The organism is Aquimarina sp. MMG015 (assembly GCF_018100855.1).
Taxonomy (GTDB): domain Bacteria; phylum Bacteroidota; class Bacteroidia; order Flavobacteriales; family Flavobacteriaceae; genus Aquimarina; species Aquimarina latercula.
Window position 1 is genome coordinate 101558 of the sequence record NZ_JAGJEB010000001.1, and the last position, 26582, is coordinate 128139.

Here is a 26582-nt window from a genome sequence, read left to right on the forward strand (position 1 = left end):
GATCTTATGAATTAAATAAATTATCAATATCCTTCTTAAATCTTTCTAATAAATCTTTAGAAAAACTATTAATTACCTTTTCTTCTTTAGAGCCAATACCATCCTTTGCTTCCGCGATTTTGGTCAACGCATATATCATAAAATCGTATTCTTCATCCGGACCGTTATCCGAAAACACCTCAATTACTCTTTTATAAAGTGTTTCGATATCACTATCATTTGCATTTTCATAATCAAAAGACCATTTAATTTCTTGTCCTTTTGGATGTGCTTTTAATATTTCTTCTAGCGTATGTACTTCTTCTTTTTCAATCACACCATCACTCATTGCAATTACATACAATAATTCTCCAAATGTCTGATACAATCGATCCCTACTTACCATAGCTATTTTATATTTAAATTTAACCCAAAAGTTTAACTACATCTTTTGCAAAATAACTTGCAATGATATTTGCTCCTGCTCTTTTAAAAGCAATTAATTGTTCCATCATAATTGCATTGTGATCTAGCCAACCCTTTTCTGCTGCCGCTTTTAACATAGCGTATTCTCCACTTACCTGATATACCGCAACTGGAACGTCTACAGCATCACTAACATCTCTTAAAATATCCAAATACGCCAATCCAGGTTTTACCATCACAATATCAGCTCCTTCATCAATATCCGCTAGGGTCTCTTTAATAGCTTCATCTCTATTAGAGAAATCCATTTGATATGTTTTTTTATCTCCAAAACCAGGCGCAGAATCTAATGCATCTCTAAAAGGGCCATAAAATGCCGACGCATATTTTGCACTATAGCTCATAATACCAGTGTTCTTATAGTTTTCAGTTTCTAGCAATTCTCTTATTGCCAAAATCCTACCATCCATCATATCACTTGGTGCCACAAAATCTGCTCCTGCTTGTGCATGGGACAAAGACATTTTCGCTAACACTTCGCAGGTTGGGTCATTTACTATGTATCCTTCTTCTACAATACCATCATGTCCGTATGAAGAATATGGATCAAGTGCTACATCCGTCATTACTAACATCTCAGGAGCTACATCTTTTACTATTTTAATTGCACGTTGCATTAATCCATCTGGATTCAACGCTTCGGTACCTTTATTATCCTTCAGGTTATCAGGAACTTTTACAAAAAGTAATACCGCTTTCAATCCCATATTCCATAAATCTTTGACTTCGTCTTTTAATAAATCAAGACTATATCTATAATATCCGGGCATGGAAGCTATTTCTTGCTTTACACTAGTGCCTTCTACTATAAAAAGCGGGACTAAAAAATCATTTGGGGTTATTATATGTTCTCTAACCAAAGATCTAATTGATTCTGAGGTTCGTAATCTTCTATTTCTACGTAATTGATACATTAATTTTGCTAGTAATTTGTAAGAATTGTAAATATACCAACTTATAACGTAATTTCTAGGTGATCATTTTCACAAAATTAAACCAATTGTGTAACAAACTCTTAACAACACCTACTAACTATTTAATAGATAAAAATTGCTAAAAGATATTTCGTATGCTCACAATAAAAAATTTAAACAAAACATATCCCAATGGAACCAAGGCTCTAAATAATGTTAATCTAACATTAGAAAAAGGAATGTTTGGTTTGTTAGGTCCTAACGGTGCTGGAAAATCAACATTAATGAGAACGATTGCTACACTACAGTTGGCTGATACTGGGTCTATTGATTTTGATGGTATTGACGTTTTTAAACAACCCGAGGAATTACGAAAAGTATTAGGATATTTACCACAAGACTTTGGGGTTTACCCCAAGGTTTCTGCAGAGATGATGCTTAATCACATTGCTAAAGTAAAAGGAATTACCAATAGCACAGAACGAAAAGGATATGTTGCTGATTTATTAAACAAAGTAAACTTATATAAATTTAGAGATCGTAATCTTGGAGACTATTCTGGAGGAATGCGACAACGTTTTGGAATCGCACAAGCATTATTAGGAAATCCAAAATTAATTATTGTTGATGAACCTACTGCTGGTTTAGATCCATTAGAGCGTAATCGTTTCCACAACCTACTAAGTGAATTAGGAGAAAACGCTGTGGTTATACTTTCTACACATATCGTTGATGATGTAACAAATCTATGTGAACATATGGCGGTATTTAATGAAGGGACTATATTGGCACAAGGAAATCCGCAAGAACTTTCTGCTACTTTGGATGGGAAAATATTTAAAAAGCAAATAGAAAAATCGCAATTACAACAGTATCAAAACGAATATACTGTACTCTCCAATTATCTTAGAGGAGGTCAGTTTTTTGTCAATATATACAGCGAAAATACTCCTGAAGAAGGTTTCGAAAAAATGAATAATGGTTTAGAAGAATTCTATTTCTACAGTATCAACCAAAATCAAGCACAGGAGGCATAATTATGAAAGAAATATTTTTATTCGAACTACAATATCGGTTTCGCAGACCCGCTACCTGGATTTATGCTGGATTAGGACTTTTGATGGCCGGTTTATGGGCTTACTTTCAAGAATCCTCTACTGCTCAGTTTGTAAATAGTCCCAATAATATTGCTGAGATTATTGGTCCTATTTCTGTTATTTCTATTTTCTTTTATGCAGCTATAATGGGTGTTCCCATATTTAGAGATCAAGATCATAAAACAGCACAAACCTATTTTACCTTTCCAATTACACAAAAGTCCTATGTATTAGGTAGATTCTTTGGGAGTTTTACTATTGTTTCGTTACTAAATCTCTTTATTGTCATTGGTGCTATTATAGGGTTCACTATGGGTATGTTAGCAGAAAGACCTGATTATGGAGAATATGATGTTTTTAATATATCATCATATCTTCTTCCGTTTCTATTTATTTTAGAAATCAATGCATTTTTGATTGGATCTCTCTTCTTTTGCTTAATGGCCTTTTTTAAAAAAATGCCCATTATTTATTTAGGAGGAATATTTCTGTTTTTATTGTACAGTATCTCAGGAAACTTTCTGTCTAGTATGGACAATCAATGGTTAACAATATATCTTGATCCATTTGGAGGTAGAGCTTTTTCTTTTGTGAAAAAATATTGGTCAATAAATGAACTAAACACCAATCAACTCCCAATTTATGGTAAATTTCTGCTTAATAGAATGATGTGGTTAGTTTTAGGGTTTGTGTTATTTTTAATAACCTTATTTAAATTTGATTACAAAAAGTTTTTGGTTTCTGGAAAAAAGGAAGGAAAAGTAAGAAATGATAAATTTATACCTTCTTTGATAAATCCGATTACTCAAATTTTTAATAAAAAAACGGAAAGAGCTAATCTATTATCTCTTAGTAAAATTGAATTTTTATCGATCGTAAAAGATCCTGTTTTTATAGTTTTAATTATTATAGGGATTATTTTATCCTTAATCACTATTTTCAATGCTAATGAGATTTATGGAACTCCGAATTTACCACTCACACGATTTGTAACGACTTATATTTCTGGAGGTATTTCTCTATTATCAATTGTCATTCTGATAATTTATTCTGGAGAAGCGGTACATAGAACTCGTAAAAACAAAACTTTTGTCTTTTATGATGCCTTACCGATTAACAATACAAGTCTCTATTTTTCTAAAGTAATATCTCTAGTTGGAGTGGCCGTTATTTTAGCATTCGTAAATATTATTATTGGTATTTTATTTCAAACATTTAATGGATATTTTGGATACGAATTAGGAATGTCTGTGATTTATAATTTCGTGTTAATAATTCCTAGTTTTATAACAACCATTTTCTTGTGCTTCTTTGTTCATGTATTGCTTAACAATAAGTTTTTAGGACATTTTGTAATTATACTAATATATATCGGGCTCCCATTATTAGTTACGCTAGGATTTAAAAGCAGTAATCCTCTTTTGATTTTTACGGGTAGTACTCCTATTTTCCTTAGTGATCTTAATGGTTTTGGACATTATATGCTTGGTAACTTTATGCTAAGTTTATACTGGGCTTTGATGATGGCTATATTATTAGTTATTGGAACCCTATTATGGAATCGAGGATTCTTTTCTTCTGCAAAAGAAAGACTAACGCTGGCTAAAAGAAGATTGAACTTTAAGATGGTTGGAGCGCTAATGATGGTTATTATTGCTTTTGTATCCGTAGCTGGTTATAGTTATTACAACCTAAAAGTTTTAAATACTATTGAGGATGGTGATTTCTTTAATGAAATAGCAGCAAATGCCGAAAAGAAATATACTAGATTGATCAATCAAGCACATCCACAGGTAACTGATCTCAAAGCTTATATTGATGTATTTCCAGAAACAAGAGGATTAAAAGCCAAAGGAGAATTTACATTAATTAATAATTACAATACTCCAATTGACACATTATTATTAAATGTTCAATATCCCGCAGAACACACCCAACTAGAAGAAATCTTATATAATGGAAATCCTATCAATCCTGTAATTTCTGATACTGTAAATAGAATGTATTTTTATAAATTACCAAATACACTCCAACCTAAGGATACCGCGGAATTATCAATTTCTATGTCTGCAGAAACTAAAGGTTTTTCCAATAGAATGGAAACCCAGGTATTAAACAATGGTACATTTTTGAACAGTTCTATTTTTCCTAGTTTTCATTATGATATAAGTCTAAGTGATAACGGAATCCGAAAAAAATACGGATTAAAAAAATTAGATTATTTGTTTCCTCCAAGAACAGATTCTACCGCATTAAAGAAAAATTTATTCAATGAAGATGCAAACTATATAAATTTTGAAGCAGTAGTAAGTACTTCATCAGATCAGATTGCTATTGCACCTGGTAAATTAGTAAAAGAATGGAAGGAAAATGATAGATCATATTTTCATTATGACTTAGAGTCTCAGACTGATTTATTCTTTAACGTTGTTTCTGCAAGATATGATGTAGAGCGATCCAGTTGGACCGCTCCAAGTGGAAAAAAAGTGGATATAGAAATTTACCATTCTCCTAAACACAAGAGGAATTTAGAACATTTTATTAATGGAGTAAAAGTAGCTTTAGAATATTGTTCTAAGAATTTCTATGAATATCCCAATTCTGTAATAAGGGTAGTAGAATTTCCTGCGCACTCTACATTTGCACAATCATTTGTTACCACGATTCCTTATTCAGAGGATTTTGGTTTTGCCGCAGATTTTGATAAGGCAGAGGATTTTAACTACGCTTTTCGTGTAACAGCTCACGAAGTAGCACATCAATGGTGGGGACATATTGTAACACCAAGCAAAACATCTGGAGCAAATATCATTTCTGAAACTTTAGCTGAGTATTCTTCATTAATGACTATGAAAAAAGAGTATGGTGAAAATGGAATCAAAAATTTCCTTAAATATTCCTTGGACACCTATTTACGAGGTCGTGCCTTTAGTTTTAAACCCGAACGTTCTTTAATAAATGTAGAGACAGGTGGTTACATATGGTATCGAAAGGGATCTATGATTATGTATGAATTACAAGATATTATTGGTGAAGAAAAAATCAATACTGCTTTAAAAGGATTCTTAGATGAGTACAAAAATTTCGAAAAGGGAGTCTACCCTACTTCAGAAAATTTATATGACGCAATTTATCGCGTAACTCCGGACTCCCTTAAGTATGCTGTAGAAGATGGTTTTAAGGAGATTGTTTTATATGAAAACAGAATCCGAAAAGCCAAAACTAAGAAACTAGATAACGGAACATACGAAACTACGTTTACTGTAGATTCTAAAAAGATCTATTATGATGATGAAGGGAAAGAAGAACGCACAGATGATAAAACAAATTATATAGAAATTGGCTTATTCGGTAAAGACATTGTAGACGACCAAGAAGTACCTCTTAAAAACCCATATTATCTAGAGCGAAAATGGTTACAACCAGGAGAAAATACCTTCACCATTATAACGGATAAAAAACCTGAAAAAGCAGGAATTGACCCTTACAACAAATTAATAGACAGAAATTCTAATGACAACTTAGGAGGAATAGAAGAATAAAAGATTCTAATATCTAAAAATCAAAATAATAAGACATCTCTTGTAAGAATTTAGTTAGTTAAATGCCGAAAATCACGATATGAAACAATAGTTTCGATCGTGATTTTCTTTTTTTAATAATTTGTAACAATTTATTTTACCATCCGTCTTCTTGGTATATTTATTGATCAAGCAACCATTATAGATTTATTTGCGTCTATATAAATACGTACATCAAAAAACGAAATCATCAAATCATGAATATCAAAAAACTTACAGTAGTATCAATAACTCTTTTATCAAGTTTGGCTTTATCAGCACAAACTATCAGCTCGACTATAATTGATAAAAAAACAAACGAACCAATTCCTTATGCTACGATACAACTATCAGAACATAAAGGAATCATTACTAATGAAGAAGGAAAATTTAGTATAACTCTAGACGAGCAACTAAAAAAAATAGATTCTATTTATATTTCTTCTATGGGATATCAAAAAGTAGGTATCGCATTAAATACTATTACGGATAGCATCATCTATATTGAACCCAAAGCGATAGAATTAAGTGGTGTTTTTATTTCTAATAAAAATCTAAGTATTGATGAGATAATTGACAATGTAAAAGAAAATGTAGGTCAAAACTATAGCAAGAATTTATCTCACAAAAAGCTTTTTTACCGACAATCTGATTTTAGTGATCTTAATAAGATGAATATTAAATTCAAGAAATCAACTATAAAAGAATTCAACAAGAAGTTTATAGATAGTGTGATTTCCATAATTCCTAGAAAATCGGCTTATTACACAGAAGCATTATGTGATCTCTATGGTAATTTTGATAAGCAAAAGCTTAACATAATAAAAGGCGCAGAACTGTATGATAAAAGTAATGATGGATCTATGGAAGCCTTATCCGAAAAGTTAGAAGATATTCTAAAAAAGAATGTGAAACCTAACTCTTACCTAAAAATCAAATCAGGCTGGATATTAGGCACTAAAGTACAAATGGATTCTATCTTTGATGCTAATGAAGAAGCTGCCGAAGTAAAAAATGAAGTAGAAAAACCTAATAAGAATCAAGAAAATTATTTTCTAAACTATAGAAAATCATCTTTAAAGAACCTTTTATCAAGCATGTTCTTCCAAGAAGACTCTAAATTAAACTTTATCGATAAATCTGGACGTTATAAATTTGAATTAATAGATTACACCACCATCGATGATAGTAGCGTATACATTATTAATTTTGAACCTAAAAGAGGTGCGGATTTTAAAGGAACCATCTACGTGAACACTCAAGATTTTGCAGTAATGAGAGTTGACTATGAAAACGTAAAGAATCTAAAGAATTTTGGATTACTTGGTATTAGTTTTCATGATACGATGTATAAAGGTAAAACGATTTTTACTAAAGGTGCAGATGGAAAATATAGTGTTCGATATATAGAAAAAACAAGAGGAAATGTTTTTGGTATCGACAGACCACTTAAAATCATCGAAAAAAATAAATTCGTAAAAGGTAAACGTAAACAAAATGAACTATCTCTAGGACTAGATATCGGTGCTGGCGAAATTAGTAAATACGAAGTAGTAGTTTTCGACTCTCAACCTATTACAGAAAGCGAATATGAGAGTAGTAAAGAAAATAAAAGTATCAAGCCACAATACTTATCTAAATACGATCCAGAATTTTGGAAAGGGTATAACATTATAGAACCAAATACTGCTATTAAACAATTTACAGCGATAGAAGGAGAATCATAAAATATTAGATCATATTGTTTTACCAGGTTTATCTAAAGAACTATCATAAACAATACTATTATTAGTGCTTCTAAATAATTCATCTCATTTGTTGTTATAAATCAGTAAGTATCTCGTCTTATTTTAAGAATATATTACCATAATGGTATAGTTTTTCGTCGTAACTATGTAATACATACGACGAAAACTATACTTTTATAGTATAATTTTACCAATCTACTGATCCTATGAAAATGAATAAGATTGTATTATTAACCATTGGGATATGGATGATCGCTATCTCAATGAAAGCCCAAACCATAAGTTCTAAAGTATTTGATAAAAAAACCAATCAACCTATTCCCTATGCTACTATCCAGATTGGAGAAAATCAAGGCGTAGTTACAAATGAAGAAGGAAGCTTTAATATTACTTTAGACGATATTCAATCTAAAATTGACTCTATCTACATATCTTCAATGGGGTATTCTACAGTGGGAGTTGCAGTACAAAATATTACGGATAGTATTATCTACATAGAACCAAAAGCAATAGAATTAAAAAGTGTATTTATATCCAATAAAGATCTAGATATTGATGATATCATAGATAATGTGGATGATAATATGGAAGATAATTATAGATCAGATCTTTCCAAAAACAGATTATTTTTTAGAGAAACCAATACCAACTATATTAAAAAAATGGATATTGAGTTTAAAAAATCTACCATAGAAGAGATCGATGAAAAGCTTGTGGATAGTATATCTAAAGTAATCCCTAAAAATTCTGTTTTTTACGCAGAAGCATTATGTGACTTTTATGGAAATACGGATAAGCAAAAGCTTAATGTCATTAAAGGAGCTCGGTTATATGACAAAAACAATAACGGTTCTATAGAAGGAGTCTTTAAGAAAATGGAGAAGATCTTTAAAGATAATGTAAAGCCTAATTCTTACATAAAGATAAGGTCAGGACTCTTTAGCCAAAAAGTACAGGTAGATTCTATTCTAAAAGCTAATCAGGATGCTAAAGATATAGCAGATGGAATTGAAAACCCCAAAGAGAATTTCTTCTTCAAATCCAGAAAAATGAATCTTAAGAATCTTTTTAACGAAACGTTTTATCAATCAGACACCAAATTAAATGTAATTAAAAATTCTGGCAGATATATTTTTGAACGTGTAGATTATACCATTTTAGGTGATGTTGGAGTTTACGTAATCAAATTTACACCTAAAAGAAGAGGAGATTTTAAAGGAACCTTATATGTCAATACAGAAGATTTTGCAGTTATAAGAATTGATTACAAAAATGTAAAACGCCTGCGAAGCTTTAATCTATTGGGTGTAAGTTTTGAAGAAAACGGTTATAGTGGTACCACAATTTTTGAGAAAGGTTCTGATGGTAAATATGGTGTAAAGTTTATCGAAAAAATTACTGAAAATAAATTCGGGGTAGATAGACCATTAAGTATCATAGAAAAAAACAAATATGTAAAAGGAAGGAATAAGCAAAATCAGTTATCTCTTAATCTTGATGTAATTAGTTATGCCAAAAATAAATATGAAATAATTGTATTTGATGCTAAAAGTATAACTGAAGATGAATATAAAACTAGCAAAGAAAATAAAAACGTACAATCCACTTATTTATCTCAATATGATCCCAGTTTCTGGAAAGGATATAATATCATAGAACCTAATACTGCAATCAAACAGTTTAAGGCAATTGAAGAAGCAATAGAAGATGAATAAATAATTATTCACTTATTAGTTTCAATGTCTTTAACAGTGCTTCAAAATAAAAATCTTCTTGATCAGAAATGATGGTAGTTTTATAAGCAGTATTCTTAAGAATATAATACGAGGAAGATTCTATATCTAAATCATTTTGATGTGAGTTTACTATGTTTTGAATAAAATCATTAATTAGCAATACCTCATCATACGTAATCTCTCGTCTCAATGTTGGTTGATCGCTTTTATACACTAAATAATCGTCTCTAAAACTAATTGATTTCTTTGTATCTCCTAATTTATGAAACTCGAAAGTAAAATCCTGAGAAGCAAATATCTTATTAATATTATCCACAGTAGGCTCCACATTTCGAGCACAACTAGTACTAACCAAACAAATTATTATCAGTAATACTTTTCTCATATATCGATATTAGTTTCTAAAATACAAAAGACTTTGTTGTTAGAACAAAAAAAAGGTATTGATCAGAACATCAATACCTTTATAGTTTTTAAATAAAACCAATTAACATTATTGGAATTATTACGTTATTTCGAAGCTAATCTTTTAATAGAATTTTCGAAATCTACATTCTCAAGATTACTTATTAATAGCCCTATACCACCGGATCTAGATGCTACAATATATTCAGCTTGATATTTCTTTTCTAATTTATATCCTTTCAGATATTTTAACTTTACAATCTTTGATGTTGGAGTAAAGAAAAATCTTCCGTGGATTCTTTTATAACGAACTTCTTGGCTAAGGGCTTCGTCCTTTAATTGTCTACTTAAAGCTTCTACCACTGTAGCAGCTCTATGCTCATCTAATTGAAAATAATCACAAGCATAAATAAACACATAATTTTCCACATTTTTCTCATCAACAAAAAGTTGAAAGTCAACATTTTTGTCTTCAATTTTTTTCAATTCCTCTAAGGCAATCTTCTTAAATTTAGGGCTATCCGTAAGGGAATCTAATCTAACTTTAAATTGATCTGGACTTGTTTTTTCGTACCCCTTCGTAAGCATTATTGTATTCTTACGAAATTCGATTGTGTTTTTTGAGAAATTTGAAAATTTGGTTTTCTGCTTACCTCCCTCGAAATATTGACATCCGGTCAGAAGGATCACAGTTAATAATAGTAGAATTTTTTTCATAGGGTTCTGGGTGTTAATTGGTTAAAAATTTATTACTAAGCCCCATAAGTGCGTGCAATATAATAAAAAAAACCTTATTATCAACACTTTATCCTAATTTTTATGCATTTTAACGAATTAATATTTAACTATTACCGGTTTTTTAATTGTTTTTCGTAGGATTACACCCACTCAATTGGATTCTTTAATACTTCTAATAATCGTGCTTCTTCTGTACCTGCTTCTGGATGAAAATCGTACCTCCACTGTACTTGCGGTGGTAAACTCATCAAAATACTTTCAATTCTACCATTTGTTTTTAGTCCAAAAAGTGTTCCTTTGTCGTGCACAAGATTAAATTCCACATATCTACCTCGTCTTATCTCCTGCCAATCCTTTTGTGCATCCGAATAGGTTATTTCTTTTCTTTTTTCTACAATAGGTACATACGCTTCTAAAAAACTATTGCCAACTTCGGTTACAAAATCATACCAATCTTGCATACTCATTTTTTCAGTTTTCTTACAATAATCAAAAAACAAACCTCCCACTCCACGTCCCTCATTTCGATGGGCATTATAGAAATATTCATCGCATTTTTTCTTATACAAAGGATAAAACTCTGAATCATGTTTATCACAAGCTATTTTAGACACCGTATGAAAATGTTTGGCATCTTCATCAAATAAATAGTACGGTGTAAGGTCCTGTCCACCTCCAAACCAACTATCTACAATAATACCATCGGCATCATACATTTCGAAATATCGCCAATTAGCATGTACCGTTGGTATCATAGGACTTTTAGGATGCAGAACTAAAGACAATCCACACGCAAAAAAATCTACATCGCCTACCTTAAAATAACTTTGCATGGCTTTAGGCAACTTGCCGTGAACTCCAGAAATATTGACTCCTCCCTTTTCGAAAACTCTACCATTTTCTATTACACGCGTTCTACCTCCGCCTCCTTCCGGTCGTTTCCAAATATCTTCTTTAAACTTGGCGGCACCATCCAAGCTCTCTATACAAGCTGTAATAGTATCTTGTAAATCTTGTATGTACTGATAAAATTTTTCTTTCATCTCTATTATGCTTCAATTTTAGAAACTTTTTGTTGAGTATCTACTTTAATAAGACCTTCTCTATCCAATATTTTGACTGTTTCTGAAGATGCAGCGACTACAGAAATTGGTAACGTTATTATAAATCCGATTATAGGAATAAATAACATTAGCATAAATACAATACCATTGCCAATAGCTGTTCCTCTATTTTTTCTAACAAATTCAATACTATCCTTGTATTTAAAATGGCGTTCCATTGTATAATCTATATTACCAAAACCAACATAATAAGCCTGTACTGCAAAGATTAATATAGTAGCTAATATTCCTATTACAGGAATAATACTTAGGATAAGTAATGGAATAATAAAAAGTAATTCTCTAAATAAGTTTCTAACATTGATACGAATACCTCTCATCAATTGCTGTCTAAACGAAGTATTTCTATGTTCATGATTAGCGTGTTTATCCCCTAAAAGATGTGCCTCTACCTTTTCTGAAACTGGACTCATAAAAGGAGCGGATAATGCCATTACAATATGTTTATATAGCACCAATCCCAAAGCCAATATCAATAGAATACTAAAATATTTACTGATCACCGTAAATGTCTCAGAACCCCAATCCCATACCCAAGCTTTAGCTATCACACTACCCAAAGGATCAGATAAAAACCAAGCTAACGTAACAAATAGGATTCCTGTTAAAAAACTAATAAGAATAGGGATACCGAAGTATTTCCATAGACCCAATTTTGATATTAATGCAAAACCTCCAAAATATGCTTTGATACCATTAATTATATTTTTTATCATAATCAGAAAATTTGGTTAACTCCTTATAAGTAGTACTTTTAATAGTTTTGTTTCAAAATTTTATAGATATTCTAATGGGTTTACTCTGAAAGATATACTAAATCTTCAGAAAAACTTGTTATATCTTCAATTCCTATAACTAGTTTCGCTTGTTGTAGTTTTTCTTCTATAAAGGCAATTACCTCACATTCCGTAGCAATTTTAAGTGTTTTAAAATATCTTCTCCCCAATTGATTGTTATGTAAATCCATTGCTTTTGGAACATCTCCATTAGGTGCTAATTTCTCGTGCAATGTAGTTACCTTATCTGACCAAGTAATGGCTTTAATTTCATCTTTAGAAATCTTAAACACGTTCTGACAGATTAATACATTCCATATCGCGTGTCTAAAGGCATTTGCTTTTCCATTCTTATGATGATTTTGTCCATATAACGAATCGCAGATAACCAGTGTTTTTTTAGTAGCTCTTAATGTTGGAAATATGTATTGTGGTTTTTTTAATACTAAGCCAGCAACCTTAAATAATTGCCAGAAATTAAACTTCTTAATCAAGTTCCAAATTTTCATTCTACACCTGATACTCTTTTACAGCGTCTACAAAAGCCTTAGCATTTTCTACAGGAATATTAGGTAAAATCCCATGCCCTAAATTTGCTATATATCGATCTTTACCAAATTCGTCTATCATCTGCTTAACCATCTTTTTAATATCTGATGGAGGAGATAATAATCGAGACGGATCAAAATTTCCTTGTAATGTAATATTTCCACCGGTAAGGTATCTCGCATTTCGTGCCGAGCAAGTCCAATCAACGCCAAGAGCAGCTGCTCCTGAATTAGCCATCTCATTTAATGCAAACCAACAGCCTTTACCAAAAACAACAACTTCTGTTTCATCCTTTAGAGCATCCACAATCTGTTGAATATATTTCCAAGAAAATTCCTGATAATCCACAGGAGAAAGCATTCCTCCCCAACTATCAAACACTTGAACAGCATTCACTCCAGTAGCTACTTTTTTCTTTAAGTAGGCTATGGTAGTGTCTGTAATCTTTTGTAACAACTGATGCGCGGCTTGTGGTTGTGTAAAACAAAAACCTTTTGCTTTATCAAAATTCTTAGAACCTTGTCCTTGCACAGCATAGCACAATATTGTCCAAGGTGACCCCGCAAAGCCAATAAGTGGAACTCTGTTATCTAACTTTTCCTTTGTCAAAGAAATAGCATCCATAACATACCCTAACTCTTCATCAATATCCGGAACAATAACTTGATCCACATCAGCCTGAGATCGAATTGGATTTGGCAACCAAGGACCAATACCATCTTTCATCTCTACTTCGATATTCATAGCCTGTGGAATTACCAAAATATCACTAAATAGGATTGCTGCATCTGGACCTATGATATCGATAGGTTGAACTGTTATTTCTGATGCTAACTCTGGTGTTCTACATCTTGTAAAGAAATCGTACTTCTTCTTTAACGCCATGAACTCTGGTAAATATCTTCCTGCCTGACGCATCATCCAAACTGGAGGTCGATCTACAGTTTCTCCTTTTAAAGCTTTAAGAAATAAATCGTTTTTTATCATATCCGTTTATAAAAGTATTTTACCGCTTGAACAAGAACATTCTCAACGGTTGGTTTGTTAGCAACAATGCAATTCTTAGTATGTTTTTTAGCTTCAGAAGCTGTTGTATTTCCTATACAAAAAGCCATGCTTTCATCTACTGAGTTAGTCATAGTATAGCTTTGTACTCCTGATGGACTAAAAAACAATATCCCTTCGAATGTACGGTCGAACTTCTTAGATTTCATATGCGTTTTATACACTACAATTTGTTCTAATTGAATGGTATTTTCTTTTAGAGTTAAAGGTAATTCCGCTCTTCTCATATTTCCGCAAAAAAAGTAAAACTGCTCCTTTTTATAGCTTTTTACTATAATTTTGGCCAAATTTGAAGCATTCTGAGCTATTTCTACAACTTTTTGTCCATTTTCTTCCAATAGTTTTTTAGTATTCTCTCCAACACAGAAACAATTTTCTATAGTAAATTCAGAGTTTTGAATAGCCTTTACTGCATTCTTACTGGTAAAAATAGCATTCTTTATATCTCGATTAAATTCAAGCTCCAATAACTCAATTTCGATTGCGTTATACTCAACAAATCCAATTCCAGAATTTAACAACAATTCTTTTTGAGAAGAGGAGAGTTTTCTTGTGGATAATATGGTAGCATTAGCATTCAATTATTGTAAGTCTGCTTTAATTTTCTTCATTAATTCTTTACCACCTTTGTTTAGAACTTCCTGAGCACATTGTATTCCAAACCCATCTCTTTCGGTAAGGTTAATCGATTTAGCAATATCAATTTTTTCTTTTCCGTCTAAACTCATTAAAACTCCTGTGAAATTGATTTGATCATCTTTAATAGTCGCCAAAGCTCCAATTGGCGCGGTACAACCTCCTTCTAGTTTTCGTAGAAATTCTCTTTCTATATGCACACATACTTTAGATTCTTCGTGGTCAAGATGAGAAAGTGCCTCTAAACAATATAAATCTTCCTCTTTGGCTACCACTAACATAGCTCCTTGAGCAGGAGCTGGAATCATCCAATCTAGGTCTAAATAATTCTTTGGTTTTAAGTTAATTCGTTCTAATCCAGCAGCCGCAAAAATAGCTCCATTCCAATCATTATTTTCTAACTTTTTCATTCGGGTATTTACATTTCCCCTTAGATCTACAACGGAATGATCTGGATATTTATGCAACCACTGCGCTTGTCTTCTTAGGCTTCCAGTGGCAATTGTTCCTTTCGATTGTAAAAAGTCAAGTCCTTTGTGTAATAGAATATCCTGTACATTAGCCCTTTCTAAAACCGCTCCTTCTACAATTCCTTTTGGTAAAGCTGTAGGAACATCTTTCATAGAATGAACAGCAATATCAATATCATTATTAATCATCGCGATATCCAAGGTTTTGGTAAAAATTCCGGTGATTCCTAATTCATACAATGGTTTATCTAAAACAATATCTCCTGTAGACTTTACAGGTACTAATGTTGTAGTATATCCAAGGTTTTTTAACTTATCTTGTACCGTATGAGCTTGCCAAAGCGCTAACTCACTATCTCTCGTACCAATTCGAATTGTTCTATTTTGCACTACTTATTGTGTATTTGGAATACTTTCTGAATCAATTCTATACTTTCATCAGAAGAAGTGTTTTCATCTTTAAGATGACTTGCAAAGTGATTTGTAATTTTTTGGATAATACGATCACTAATTATTGTCGCCTGTTCTTCGTTAAAATCCGAAAACTTTTTGCGTTGTAAATTGATTTCCGCATCCTTAAAAGAAGCCAATTTATTTTTTAATGCCTTTATTGTTGGTGCGAATTTTCTAGTCTCTAACCAACCATCAAATTCCGACTTAACTTCATCAATAATACCTTCTGCTTTAGGGATATGGACTCTTCTTCGTTGCAATGTATCATCTGTAATTTTAGACAAATGGTCCATATGGACTAAAGTAACATTTGGTAATTCTGTGACATTGATATCCACATTTTTTGGAACAGACAAATCCAAAATAAGTAATGGCTTATCCGTACTAATACTATCTTTAGTAATTGTAGGTTTTTGAGCCCCAGTAGCCACAATTAATACATCAGAATGATCAACTTCTTGTTTAAGATTATCATAATCTTTAACTATCAGGTTAAATTTTCCTGCTACTTTTTCAGCCTTATCTCGAGTACGATTAATTAAAACAATATGATCATTTTTAGTATGCTTTACTAGATTTTCGCAAGTATTCCTTCCTATTTTTCCAGTACCAAATAACAATATATTTTTATCAGATACATAAGGAACACGTGCCAAAATGTATTGAACCGCAGCAAAACTAACCGATGTTGCACCGCTAGAAATCTCAGTTTCATTTTTGATACGTTTACTAGCTTGGATAACCGCATTTGTCAATCGTTCTAAAAACGGATTGATCATTTGGATTTTCTTAGAAGCTCGAAAACCGGCTTTTATTTGTCCTATAATTTCGAAATCACCCAAAATCTGACTATCCAACCCAGTTCCTACTCTAAATAAATGCGAAACTGCCTTGCTGTTTTTATGAACATATGCAACTTTCTCAAACTCCTCAACAGTTCCATGTGTATGTTCACATAAAAGTTTAATCAATTGAAACGGATGTTGTGCAAAACCATACAGTTCAGTACGGTTACACGTAGACATTACTAAAAGTCCTTCTACTCCTTCTTCCTTTGCCTGCTTAAGAATTAATGTCTTTGCTTCTTCATTTATACTAAAATGACCACGTATCTCAGCATCAGCTTTTTTATAGCTAAGACCAATTGTATAAAAATTAGCTCCTTTAGTACGTAGGTGAGGTTCCATTGGGTTGTCTCAATTTTTTCCGTAGCAAAAATATCCCAGATTCACTCTAAAAAATAACGCTAGAAGTTTTTTAAGTATCGAAATACGTTCTTTATGGCTTCAAAAACACAAAATCACGTAAAAACACCTATTTTTGTATAAGTACCAAAGGTTGTTAATTCAATTGTTTAGATTTGTTCTAAATAAATATTATTGTAAATATGGAAATACAATTAAAAAATAACGCTCCAGGAATTCTTGAAGAAACCATTATAGAGGATGGTTTTTATATTCTCAAGTTTCAAAATGAAACTAATGATAGTCAACGTATTATAAGAGATATTGATAGTAGTTATATTCAATTTCATTTCTGTATTAAAGGTAGCATGAAATTTAATTTTAATAATGGAAGCTATGCAATACCGCTACCAGAAAAAAAATCTCTTCTGCTTTACAATCCACAACGTGATTTACCAATGAACCTAGAGATGGAAAAAGATTCTTGTTTGATATCTCTTCTAATTTCCATTAAAAAATTTCATTCTTTATTTTCAAAAGAAGCAGACTATATTCCATTTTTGGGAGAGGGAAATAGAGATAAAAAATATTATACCGATGCAGATGTTTCTCCTTCTATAGTCGTAGTTCTAAACCAAATTTTAAATTATAATTTACATAATTCTATCAAGCTATTGTATTTTAAAGGCAAATCTTATGAATTATTAAGTTTATATTTTAATAAACCAGAAGATGCGGATATTGATCAATGTCCTTTTCTTGTTGACGAAGAAAATGTTCTTAAAATCAAACAAGCAAAGGAAATTATTATTTCGAAAATGGCAGAACCTCCAACACTTCAAGAGTTGTCTAAAGAAATTGGATTACCCCTTAGCAAGCTCAAAGATGGTTTTAAACAAATTTATGGAGAACCAGTATATGCTTTTTTATTTGATTACAAGATGGAAGTAGCTCGTCAATTATTAGCTTCGGGAAGTCATAATGTTAATGAAGTAGGATTAAAAGTAGGATATAGCACAGCAAGCCACTTTATAGCTGCATTTAAAAAGAAATTTGGGACTACCCCAAAAAAATATGTCATGAATCTTAGTTAACTTATTGGTCTAATGGTTCCTTAACAGGAATTCCTTCTCCTTTTTGTAAAGAAACTATAGAATCATACATTCCCTTATCATCCTCATCCGCACCTCCTAATACGGATACAAACTCGAAATGCTCCAATAATTCTAGGATAAAGGGTAATTTATCCTTTTCTACGTCTACAATAATACGTTTCATCTCAATGCTTTTTTGATATTATAAAAATAAGAAAATATTATCTGAGAGTTCCTTGTTTATAATAATTTAACTTGCCCATAAAATTTACAAACAACAAAAAACACGAGCGTCTTATACATTTATTTCAGCATATTATCAACAATCATGCTATCAATAAGTCTTATTATAATTTTATGATCTATCCATAGAATAGTTTGTATTTTTACCTCTCGAAAAAGAAAAATTATGAGTAAAGGAGTACTTCTTGTCAATTTAGGATCCCCTGATAGTACGGATCCAAAAGATGTAAAGAAATATCTTGGCGAATTTTTAATGGATCCCCGTGTTATAGATGTACCATTATGGGCAAGAACTTTATTGGTTAAAGGTATAATCCTTAATACACGTCCAAAAAAATCCGCAGCAGCTTATAAAAAAATATGGTGGGATGAAGGTTCTCCGCTTATTGTTCTTTCTGAAAGACTACAGAAAAAAGTAGCTGAGCGAACTTCAATTCCTGTTGGGTTAGCAATGAGATATGGATCTCTAAACATCAAAAAAGGATTACAAGAATTACATGACAAAGGAGTGGACGAAGTTCTAATAATTCCTTTGTATCCCCAATTTGCAATGGCAACCACCGAAACTATTTTAGTACTTGCCGAAGAATTACGAAAGGAGCATTTTCCGCAAATGAAATTTACGGATATTCCTGCATTTTATGATAAGAAGGAATATATTGAAGTATTGTCTAATAGTATTGCTGAAAAAATTAAAGATTTAGACTATGAACATCTTCTATTTAGCTATCATGGAGTTCCAGAAAGACATATAAGAAAAAGCGATGTTAGTAACGGAAACTGTAAAATGGATGGGAAATGTTGTTTTAAAAAAGGATCCGTACAACACGAATTTTGTTATCGTCACCAATGTGAAATGACAACTGTACAAGTAGCTAAAAAATTAGGGCTAAAGAATGGCACATATTCTACATCATTTCAATCTAGATTAGGTTTCGATCCTTGGTTACAACCTTATACAGATAGAACTATCGAAAGAATGGGAAAAGAAGGAATTAAAAAAATGGCAATTGTTACTCCGGCATTCGTTTCTGATTGTTTAGAAACACTTGAAGAAATAGCCATGGAAGGCGAAGAAATTTTTCACGAAGTTGGTGGTAAAGAATTCACTACAATCCCTTGTCTTAATGATCGTGATGATTGGTCTGATGTTTTGGGGAATTGGGTTAATGAGTGGGCTGAAGCTAAAACCCCAGTTCTAAAATGACAAAAACAAGCTCTGAAGCTTTAGGAACACAACCCATTGGGAAACTCTTAATACAGCAAGCTGTTCCTGCATCCATAGGAATACTAGTCATGTCACTAAACATGATCGTTGATACTGCTTTTTTAGGAAACTGGATAGGGGGGTTAGCAATTTCGGCAGTACAAGTAGTTCTTCCTTTTACTTTTTTTATAGGAGCTATTGGTTTAGCAATAGGTATTGGAGGCAGTTCCGTTTTATCAAGGGCATTAGGATCTGGAGATCAAGATAAAGCATTAAGGGTTTTTGGAAATCAGACGACACTTACTTTTTTAATTTCTGGTTCATTAGCATTAATTGGATTATTATTTCAAGATTTTTTTATTGGTTTTCTGGGGGCCGAAGAATCTTTTAAAGAATACGCTCTTGTATACTATAAAATTGTTCTGTATGGTATTGTGATGTTATCCATGTCTATGATGGGTAATAATGTAATTCGCGCAGAAGGCAAACCAAAATTTGCGATGGTCGCTATGATATTACCAGCTATAGGTAATATTTTTCTAGATTATATTTTAATTAATGTTTTGGGATATGGAATGGAAGGAGCAGCCTGGGCCACTTTTATTAGCTATGCTATTTGCTTTGGATTTATACTATGGTTTTTTGTTGCTAAAAGCGAACTAAGATTAAATCTAGAATGCATAAAACTAAAAAAGAAAATTGTAAATGAAATAAGTGGTTTAAGCTTTGTAACCTTAGCCAGACAGGGCACCATTGCTGTTTTGGGAATTCTATTAAATAATGTACTTGGTAATTATGGTGATGAATTAGATATCGCATCTTACGGAATTATCAGAACAGTACTGATGTTTGCTTTATTCCCTGTAATTGGTGTTAATCAAGGATTTATGCCAATTGCCGGATATAATTATGGAGCAGAGAAATTTCAACGTGTCCGAGAATCTATTAATACGTCTATCACTTATGGAGGAATACTAGCTATTTTAATATTTACCATTATCATGGTTTTCCCGCAACAGTTTATCTCTATTTTTGTGAGCACTAAAGAATCATTAGATCCTGAAACACTTGCAAATAACAAAGAGATCCTAAATAGGACTCCTTCAGCATTACGAATTGTTTTTCTTGCAACTCCTGTAATCATTGTACAACTTATAGGATCAGCATATTTTCAGTCTATAGGAAAAGTAATCCCTGCACTATTGCTAAGCTTGACAAAACAAGGCTTCTTTTTAATTCCACTTATCCTATTATTACCTACATTTTTTGGAGTTTTTGGAGTTTGGATTTCGTTCCCTATAGCCGATGTACTCTCTACAATTCTTACGGGATATTACTTAAATAGAGAGGTTAGAAAAACTTTGGTGCTTCCAAAAAATGTTTAATTAATATAAGCACTAGATAAATCAAATATTTTATTTTCTATATTTAGATTTTAGTTTTGAAATATCCTTTACAACATTGTTATCAATAATAAAAAATGTATTGAATGAAACAAACCTTCGTCATTATTATTCTGGTATTTATTAATTGGACGTCAGTTTACACACAGGATATAGACATAAAACTCTATCAAAATATTCCGATGAGGGATGGTATCAAACTATCTGCAAACATCTATTTTCCTAACACTACTAAAAAATCGTATCCGGTAATACTTATATATACACCATATGTTAATGATGAGGCAGTTGAAAGAGGAATGTACTTTGCCAAGGAGGGTTATGTCTTTATTACACTCGATCTTAGAGGTAGAGGAAATTCTGAAGGAGAATATAGACCATTTGAAAAAGATGGGATGGACGGTTATGATGCCGTCCAATGGATAAGTCAACAGGATTGGTGTAATGGAAACATTGGTATGATGGGAGGGTCGTATCGAGGTATGGTCCAATGGATGACCTTAAAAAATAAACCAACAGCACTTAAAACCATTGTCCCCACTGCAGCAGTTGGACCAGGTATTGACTTTCCAAAATATGATGGAATATTTAGTAACTATGCTCTACAATGGTTAAATTTTACAGGTGGTAAAAGTAGAAATAACAATTTGTTTAATAATGGAACCTTTTGGAGTAATAAAGCGACTAAAAAATATATAGAGTTTATTCCATATAAAGATTGGGATCTCCTAGCACTAAACAAACGTAATCCCGTTTTTCAAACCTGGATTTCTCATCCAGATTTTGATGAATACTGGCAAAATTTTTATCCTACTCCTAAAGAATATGAATCATTTGATCTACCTATTCTTACCATAACAGGAGCTTTTGATGCTGACCAACCAGGTGCAATGACCTATTATGAAGATCATATGAAATACGGAAATCCAACGGGTAAAACCAATCATTATTTAATTTTTGGACCTTGGTCTCATGCCGGCACACGTAAACCAGAAACGGAATTGGGAGGTCTTACCTTCGGAAGTGATTCTAAACTGGATATGAAAAAACTCCATTTGGAATGGTTTAATTGGACACTCAAAAATGAGAAAAAACCAAGGTTCTTAAAAGATCGGGTAAACTATTATATAATGGGCCAAAACAAGTGGATGTACGCCAATCAAATGGATGCTATTTCAAATGACACGATCACTTACTACTTATCTAGTCCAAATTCTGATGCAAAATTATTAATTGATCCGGGACATCTTTCACCCCAAATATCCTCAGTGCCTGACACTGATATTATTGCATATGATCCTTTGGACACGGAAAATACAGCAAGTTATTCGGGATCGGATTACTATACAGCACCGATACCAATAGAAGAAAAAGGAAGAATACTATATGTCTCTAATAAACTAGATACCACCACCACAATAATCGGAAGATTCGAAGTAGGGCTATATATATCTTTAGATGTTCCTGATACAGATCTACAAGTTTCACTAAACGTAGTTAATGAAGCTGGCCAAGTTAAATATATAGGATCTGATATGCTTCGGTTAAGATATCGCGAGGGATTGAATCAACCAAAATTAGCAGTGCCTGATGAAGTCTTCTTCTGTAAATTTGATACACCGTTTATCACAGCTCTTGAATTAAAAAAAGGAAGTAGATTTATTTTTTCTATCAATTCTATAAACTCTAAGTATTTACAAAAAAATTATAACTCTGGCAAAGACGTTTCGCTGGAAACAAAAGAAGATGCTAAAAAAGCAGAAATCACAATTTATCATTCTCCAGAAAACCCCAGTTACATAAAGATCCCTATAAATAGTAAAAAGTAATCTAGGAAATTCTTCTAAAACAGATTAACATTAGTATAAATCGGTTTGAAATCATATTATCAAAAATAGCAATTGAATCAACTAAGGTTAAAATTACGTGAAAATCTTTCTCAATAGCCATTTATTCCAGATTTTAGTAGACCATCAAATCTACTAATTATGAATTTTTATGTACTAAGGCATAATCTCTAAACTCAACTAAATGTACTCAAGAATTTTTACACTTACTCTGATTGCTATTCTTATGATTGGCAATTTTTCATCATTAAACGCGCAAACATTTAACGAGGAACTATACGATGCATTAGAATATCGATTAGTTGGTCCTTTTAGAGGAGGTCGAAGTGCCGCTGTAACAGGTGTTCCTGGAAAACCAAATCTTTTTTATTTTGGAGCCACTGGTGGTGGTGTATGGAAGACAACCGACGGTGGACGTACCTGGGAAAATATATCTGATGGTTTTTTCGGAGGATCGATTGGTTCTATTTCTGTTTCTAAAAGTGATCCTAATGTTATTTATGTTGGTGGTGGTGAAAAAACACTTCGCGGAAATGTATCTTCTGGTTATGGAGTATGGAAAAGCGTAGACGCTGGAAAAACTTGGAACCAATCTGGTCTTCCTAAAAGTAGGCATATTCCAAGAATAGCGATACACCCAACCAATCCAGATATTGTATATGCCGGTGTTCTAGGAAATATTTATAAACCTACTCAAGATCGCGGTGTTTATAAAAGTATTGATGGTGGAAAGACTTGGAATAAAGTATTATTTGCTAATCAAAATGCTGGTGCAGTGGATCTAACATTAGATCCTAATAATCCTAGAATTCTGTATGCATCGACTTGGAATGCAAGAAGAACACCTTACAGCTTAAGCTCTGGAGGTAATGGTTCTGCACTATGGAAAAGTACAGATAGTGGAAAAAATTGGAAAGAAATATCTAAAAACAAAGGTTTTGCAAAAGACACCTTAGGGATTATGGGAGTTACCGTTTCTCCTGTTAATAGTGAAAGAGTATGGGCAATTGTAGAAAATAAGGAAAAAGGTGGTGTTTATAGAAGTGATGACGGCGGCGAAACTTGGAGTCAACTTAATAGTGATCGCAGTCTTCGTCAACGTGCTTGGTATTATTCTCGTATTTACGCTGATCCAAAAGACAAAGATGTCGTATATGTAGTTAACGTATCTTACCATAAAAGTAAAGATGGTGGAAAAAACTTTAGTAGTTTTAGAGCACCACACGGCGATCATCATGATTTATGGATCGCTCCAGAAAATCCTAAACGAATGGTTATTGGTGATGATGGTGGTGCGCAGATCACTTATGACGGTGGTGAAACTTGGAGTACATACCATAATCAGCCAACTTCTCAATTTTACAGAGTTACTACCGATAATAGTTTTCCTTATAGAATTTATGCAGCGCAACAAGATAATTCTACTATTAGAATTAATCACAGAAGCACAGGTTGGTCTATTTCTGAAGATGATTGGGAATCTACAGCAGGAGGAGAATCTGCACACATTGCTATAGACCCAAAAGATAACGACATTGTTTATGGAGGTAGTTACGACGGGTTCTTAACTAGAGTAAATCATAAAACCGAAACCGTAAGATCTATTAGTGTTTGGCCAGACAACCCAATGGGGCATGGAGCAGAAGACATGAAATATCGTTTTCAATGGAATTTTCCGATTATGTTTTCAAAACACAATCCAAATAGATTATATACTTTTTCAAATCAGGTTCACGTAACCGAAAATGAAGGTCAAAGCTGGAAAGTAATTAGCCCTGATCTTACTAGAAATGACCCAAGCAAACTTAAATCTTCTGGAGGTCCAATTACTCAAGATAATACATCTGTTGAATATTACTGTACTATTTTTGCTGCTGCTGAAAGTCCTATAAAAGAAGGATTATTATGGACCGGAAGTGATGATGGATTAGTTCATGTAAGTAAAGATGGTGGAAAAAACTGGAGTAATGTGACTCCAAAAGGGATGCCAGAATGGATGATGATCAATAGCATAGAACCTAGTAGTTTTGACGAGGGAACTTGTTATATTGCTGGTACTCGTTATAAGTCCGGGGATTTTGCTCCATACCTTTATAAAACTACAAATTATGGACAATCTTGGACTAAAATTACCAGCGGAATAGCTGGTGAACATTTTACACGTGTACTTCGTGCAGATCCAAAACGAAAAGGACTATTATATGCCGGTACAGAAACAGGAATGTACATTTCTTTTAACGATGGAATAAGCTGGAAACCGTTTCAATTAAATCTTCCTATTGTACCAATAACAGACCTTGTCATTAAAGACAATAACTTGATAGTAGCGACGCAAGGTAGAAGCCTTTGGATAATCGATGATCTTACCGTATTACACCAACTTAGTAATAGTTTAAAAACTCAAGAAAACATCTTATTCAAACCTAAAAATACATATAGAATGCGTGGTGGTGGAAGAAAAGGTTCTAAAACTGAAGGAACCAATCATCCTAGCGGTGTAATTACTTATTTTAACCTTAAGAACTTTGATAAAGAAAAAGATACCGTTTCATTAACATATTTTAATACTAAAGGCGATACTATCAAATCTTTTAGTACCAAATCAAAAGAGAAAAAAGACAAATTAAGTGATCTAAAAAAAGGAGCCAATCAATTTAACTGGAATATGCGTGGTGCTGGTGCAGAAAAATTAAAAGGAATGATTTTATGGTGGGCAAATCTTGATGGGCCAAAGGCAGTTCCTGGAAATTATAAGGTAAGCTTAAATGTAAATGGAAAAAAGGTTTCGCAACCGTTTACCATTTTAGCAGATCCAAGAGCAGAAGCTACAGCGCAACAAATGCAACAGCAATTCGATTTTATTACTAGCGTAAATGAAATGGTAGACAAAGCACATCAATCCATCAAAAAAATAAGGAAGATCAATACTCAATTAAAATCCTTCTCGAAACAATATAAGGATGATGACAAGACAAAGGATTTAGTTACTAAAGCTAAAGATTTACAAAAGCAGTTTGGAGAAATTGAGAAAGCACTATATCAAACTAAAAACCGAAGTGGTCAGGATCCTTTAAATTTCCCTATAAAATTGACTAATAAATTAGGGCATCTAAATTCATTAGTGGGAATGGGAGATTTTGGACCAACGGAACAAGATATAGCTGTAAAAAATGAACTTACCAAACAGATTAATGAGCAACTAAACTCTTTTGATAAATTAATTTCGGAAGAAATAAAAAGCTTTAACTCAGAATTCAATACCTTGCAACTTAATTATCTTTTTGTGGAGTAATACATGCAAGAATACTATAACTATATAAAAGCCCTGCACCTAATCTTTGTTATTACATGGTTTGCAGGGCTTTTCTATATCCCTAGATTGTTTATTTATCAAATCGAAGCCTCTCAAAAACCTTCTCCTGATAAAGAGATTTTAGGTAATCAACTAAAATTAATGGCTAAACGCTTATGGTATATTATCACATGGCCATCAGCGATATTAGCAACAACTTTTGCCATTTGTCTTTTGATTTTAAGGCCTATGCTTTTAGATCTTCCTTGGATGCACGTAAAACTAGGGTTTGTTGTTTTACTAATTATATACCATCTTAAAAGCCATCAGATATTCAAACAACTACAAATTGGTGTTGTTACATGGACCTCTAATCAAATGAGGTTATGGAATGAAGGAGCTACCATTATACTCTTTGCTGTTATATTTTTAGTAATTGTTAGAGATGCAGTTAATTGGATTTATGGAGTTGTTGGTATTCTATTGCTTGCTATTTTATTAATGCTTGGAATAAAGTTTTACAAAAGAATAAGAGAAAAAAATCCAAATGCTTAAAAATATAGTTTCCCATTACAA

The 26582-nt window shown here is 32.4% G+C and carries 22 protein-coding genes; 10 read left to right on the forward strand and 12 right to left on the reverse strand.

Annotated elements, in window-relative coordinates; all coding sequences use genetic code 11:
* Positions 1–4: 4 nt before the first annotated feature.
* The gene (locus J8L88_RS00480) at positions 5–385 is read right to left on the reverse strand and encodes a TerB family tellurite resistance protein (protein ID WP_027394349.1); all 381 of its coding nucleotides are present in this window, start codon (positions 383–385) and stop codon (positions 5–7) included.
* Positions 386–404: 19 nt separating this feature from the next.
* Positions 405–1379 carry a porphobilinogen synthase gene (gene hemB / locus J8L88_RS00485; RefSeq protein WP_211059654.1) on the reverse strand — a complete coding sequence of 325 codons (975 nt, stop codon included), beginning with the start codon at positions 1377–1379 and terminating at the stop codon, positions 405–407.
* 155 nt (positions 1380–1534) lie between these two features.
* Here hemB and J8L88_RS00490 point away from each other — a divergent pair, with 155 nt between their 5' ends.
* The 4 genes from J8L88_RS00490 to J8L88_RS00505 all read left to right on the forward strand — a co-directional run bounded on the left by J8L88_RS00490 (position 1535) and on the right by J8L88_RS00505 (position 9499).
* Positions 1535–2416 carry an ABC transporter ATP-binding protein gene (locus J8L88_RS00490; RefSeq protein ID WP_211059655.1) on the forward strand — a complete coding sequence of 294 codons (882 nt, stop codon included), beginning with the start codon at positions 1535–1537 and terminating at the stop codon, positions 2414–2416.
* A gap of 2 nt (positions 2417–2418) precedes the next feature.
* Complete coding sequence (locus J8L88_RS00495) at positions 2419–6018, forward strand: M1 family aminopeptidase (RefSeq protein ID WP_211059656.1); 3600 nt, start codon at positions 2419–2421, stop codon at positions 6016–6018.
* A gap of 236 nt (positions 6019–6254) precedes the next feature.
* Positions 6255–7763, forward strand: a complete 1509-nt coding sequence (locus tag J8L88_RS00500; RefSeq protein WP_211059657.1) for a carboxypeptidase-like regulatory domain-containing protein — start codon at positions 6255–6257, stop codon at positions 7761–7763.
* A gap of 233 nt (positions 7764–7996) precedes the next feature.
* The gene (locus J8L88_RS00505; RefSeq protein ID WP_211059658.1) at positions 7997–9499 is read left to right on the forward strand and encodes a carboxypeptidase-like regulatory domain-containing protein; all 1503 of its coding nucleotides are present in this window, start codon (positions 7997–7999) and stop codon (positions 9497–9499) included.
* A gap of 4 nt (positions 9500–9503) precedes the next feature.
* Here J8L88_RS00505 and J8L88_RS00510 read toward each other — a convergent pair whose 3' ends face one another.
* The 9 genes from J8L88_RS00510 to hemA all read right to left on the reverse strand — a co-directional run bounded on the left by J8L88_RS00510 (position 9504) and on the right by hemA (position 16923).
* Positions 9504–9905, reverse strand: a complete 402-nt coding sequence (locus tag J8L88_RS00510) for a hypothetical protein (protein ID WP_211059659.1) — start codon at positions 9903–9905, stop codon at positions 9504–9506.
* 125 nt (positions 9906–10030) lie between these two features.
* Entirely contained in the window at positions 10031–10642 is a 612-nt protein-coding gene (locus J8L88_RS00515; RefSeq protein ID WP_027394356.1) for a hypothetical protein, read from the reverse strand.
* A gap of 161 nt (positions 10643–10803) precedes the next feature.
* Positions 10804–11706, reverse strand: a complete 903-nt coding sequence (hemF, locus tag J8L88_RS00520; RefSeq protein WP_211059660.1) for an oxygen-dependent coproporphyrinogen oxidase — start codon at positions 11704–11706, stop codon at positions 10804–10806.
* A 5-nt stretch (positions 11707–11711) separates the two neighbouring features.
* Positions 11712–12503, reverse strand: a complete 792-nt coding sequence (locus tag J8L88_RS00525) for an EI24 domain-containing protein (RefSeq protein WP_108802752.1) — start codon at positions 12501–12503, stop codon at positions 11712–11714.
* A gap of 80 nt (positions 12504–12583) precedes the next feature.
* Positions 12584–13072: a hypothetical protein gene (locus J8L88_RS00530; RefSeq protein WP_027394359.1), complete on the reverse strand. Its 489-nt coding sequence runs from the start codon at positions 13070–13072 to the stop codon at positions 12584–12586.
* A gap of 1 nt (position 13073) precedes the next feature.
* Complete coding sequence (gene hemE / locus J8L88_RS00535; protein WP_211059661.1) at positions 13074–14099, reverse strand: uroporphyrinogen decarboxylase; 1026 nt, start codon at positions 14097–14099, stop codon at positions 13074–13076.
* Entirely contained in the window at positions 14096–14758 is a 663-nt protein-coding gene (locus J8L88_RS00540) for a uroporphyrinogen-III synthase (protein WP_211059662.1), read from the reverse strand. The genes hemE and J8L88_RS00540 overlap by 4 nt, the downstream gene beginning before the upstream one ends.
* On the reverse strand, positions 14759–15673 hold the full coding sequence (hemC, locus tag J8L88_RS00545; RefSeq protein WP_027394362.1) for a hydroxymethylbilane synthase: 915 nt from the start codon (positions 15671–15673) through the stop codon (positions 14759–14761).
* Positions 15673–16923, reverse strand: a complete 1251-nt coding sequence (hemA, locus tag J8L88_RS00550) for a glutamyl-tRNA reductase (protein ID WP_211059663.1) — start codon at positions 16921–16923, stop codon at positions 15673–15675. The genes hemC and hemA overlap by 1 nt, the downstream gene beginning before the upstream one ends.
* A 200-nt stretch (positions 16924–17123) precedes the next feature.
* Here hemA and J8L88_RS00555 point away from each other — a divergent pair, with 200 nt between their 5' ends.
* Positions 17124–18014, forward strand: coding sequence for an AraC family transcriptional regulator (locus J8L88_RS00555; RefSeq protein WP_211059664.1), 891 nt, complete (start codon positions 17124–17126; stop codon positions 18012–18014).
* A gap of 1 nt (position 18015) precedes the next feature.
* Here J8L88_RS00555 and J8L88_RS00560 read toward each other — a convergent pair whose 3' ends face one another.
* Positions 18016–18198, reverse strand: a complete 183-nt coding sequence (locus tag J8L88_RS00560; RefSeq protein WP_027394369.1) for a hypothetical protein — start codon at positions 18196–18198, stop codon at positions 18016–18018.
* A 225-nt stretch (positions 18199–18423) separates the two neighbouring features.
* Here J8L88_RS00560 and hemH point away from each other — a divergent pair, with 225 nt between their 5' ends.
* The 5 genes from hemH to J8L88_RS00585 all read left to right on the forward strand — a co-directional run bounded on the left by hemH (position 18424) and on the right by J8L88_RS00585 (position 26561).
* Positions 18424–19464 carry a ferrochelatase gene (hemH, locus tag J8L88_RS00565; RefSeq protein ID WP_027394370.1) on the forward strand — a complete coding sequence of 347 codons (1041 nt, stop codon included), beginning with the start codon at positions 18424–18426 and terminating at the stop codon, positions 19462–19464.
* Entirely contained in the window at positions 19461–20849 is a 1389-nt protein-coding gene (locus tag J8L88_RS00570; RefSeq protein WP_211059665.1) for an MATE family efflux transporter, read from the forward strand. Before hemH ends, J8L88_RS00570 begins: the two co-directional genes overlap by 4 nt.
* 104 nt (positions 20850–20953) lie before the next feature.
* Positions 20954–22696, forward strand: a complete 1743-nt coding sequence (locus J8L88_RS00575; protein ID WP_211059666.1) for a CocE/NonD family hydrolase — start codon at positions 20954–20956, stop codon at positions 22694–22696.
* Positions 22697–22940: 244 nt separating this feature from the next.
* Entirely contained in the window at positions 22941–26006 is a 3066-nt protein-coding gene (locus tag J8L88_RS00580; RefSeq protein ID WP_247666402.1) for a glycosyl hydrolase, read from the forward strand.
* Between the two features lie 3 nt (positions 26007–26009).
* A complete protein-coding gene (locus J8L88_RS00585) occupies positions 26010–26561 on the forward strand; it encodes a CopD family protein (RefSeq protein WP_027394374.1) in 552 nt (183 codons plus the stop codon).
* Positions 26562–26582 lie beyond the last annotated feature (21 nt).

Coding starts and splice junctions, on each gene's coding strand:
- J8L88_RS00480 (WP_027394349.1), bottom strand. CDS start 385: ATGGTAAGTAGGGATCGATTGTATCAGACATTTGGAGAATTATTGTAT.
- hemB (WP_211059654.1), bottom strand. CDS start 1,379: ATGTATCAATTACGTAGAAATAGAAGATTACGAACCTCAGAATCAATT.
- J8L88_RS00490 (WP_211059655.1), top strand. CDS start 1,535: ATGCTCACAATAAAAAATTTAAACAAAACATATCCCAATGGAACCAAG.
- J8L88_RS00495 (WP_211059656.1), top strand. CDS start 2,419: ATGAAAGAAATATTTTTATTCGAACTACAATATCGGTTTCGCAGACCC.
- J8L88_RS00500 (WP_211059657.1), top strand. CDS start 6,255: ATGAATATCAAAAAACTTACAGTAGTATCAATAACTCTTTTATCAAGT.
- J8L88_RS00505 (WP_211059658.1), top strand. CDS start 7,997: ATGAATAAGATTGTATTATTAACCATTGGGATATGGATGATCGCTATC.
- J8L88_RS00510 (WP_211059659.1), bottom strand. CDS start 9,905: ATGAGAAAAGTATTACTGATAATAATTTGTTTGGTTAGTACTAGTTGT.
- J8L88_RS00515 (WP_027394356.1), bottom strand. CDS start 10,642: ATGAAAAAAATTCTACTATTATTAACTGTGATCCTTCTGACCGGATGT.
- hemF (WP_211059660.1), bottom strand. CDS start 11,706: ATGAAAGAAAAATTTTATCAGTACATACAAGATTTACAAGATACTATT.
- J8L88_RS00525 (WP_108802752.1), bottom strand. CDS start 12,503: ATGATAAAAAATATAATTAATGGTATCAAAGCATATTTTGGAGGTTTT.
- J8L88_RS00530 (WP_027394359.1), bottom strand. CDS start 13,072: ATGAAAATTTGGAACTTGATTAAGAAGTTTAATTTCTGGCAATTATTT.
- hemE (WP_211059661.1), bottom strand. CDS start 14,099: ATGATAAAAAACGATTTATTTCTTAAAGCTTTAAAAGGAGAAACTGTA.
- hemA (WP_211059663.1), bottom strand. CDS start 16,923: ATGGAACCTCACCTACGTACTAAAGGAGCTAATTTTTATACAATTGGT.
- J8L88_RS00555 (WP_211059664.1), top strand. CDS start 17,124: ATGGAAATACAATTAAAAAATAACGCTCCAGGAATTCTTGAAGAAACC.
- J8L88_RS00560 (WP_027394369.1), bottom strand. CDS start 18,198: ATGAAACGTATTATTGTAGACGTAGAAAAGGATAAATTACCCTTTATC.
- hemH (WP_027394370.1), top strand. CDS start 18,424: ATGAGTAAAGGAGTACTTCTTGTCAATTTAGGATCCCCTGATAGTACG.
- J8L88_RS00570 (WP_211059665.1), top strand. CDS start 19,461: ATGACAAAAACAAGCTCTGAAGCTTTAGGAACACAACCCATTGGGAAA.
- J8L88_RS00575 (WP_211059666.1), top strand. CDS start 20,954: ATGAAACAAACCTTCGTCATTATTATTCTGGTATTTATTAATTGGACG.
- J8L88_RS00580 (WP_247666402.1), top strand. CDS start 22,941: ATGATTGGCAATTTTTCATCATTAAACGCGCAAACATTTAACGAGGAA.
- J8L88_RS00585 (WP_027394374.1), top strand. CDS start 26,010: ATGCAAGAATACTATAACTATATAAAAGCCCTGCACCTAATCTTTGTT.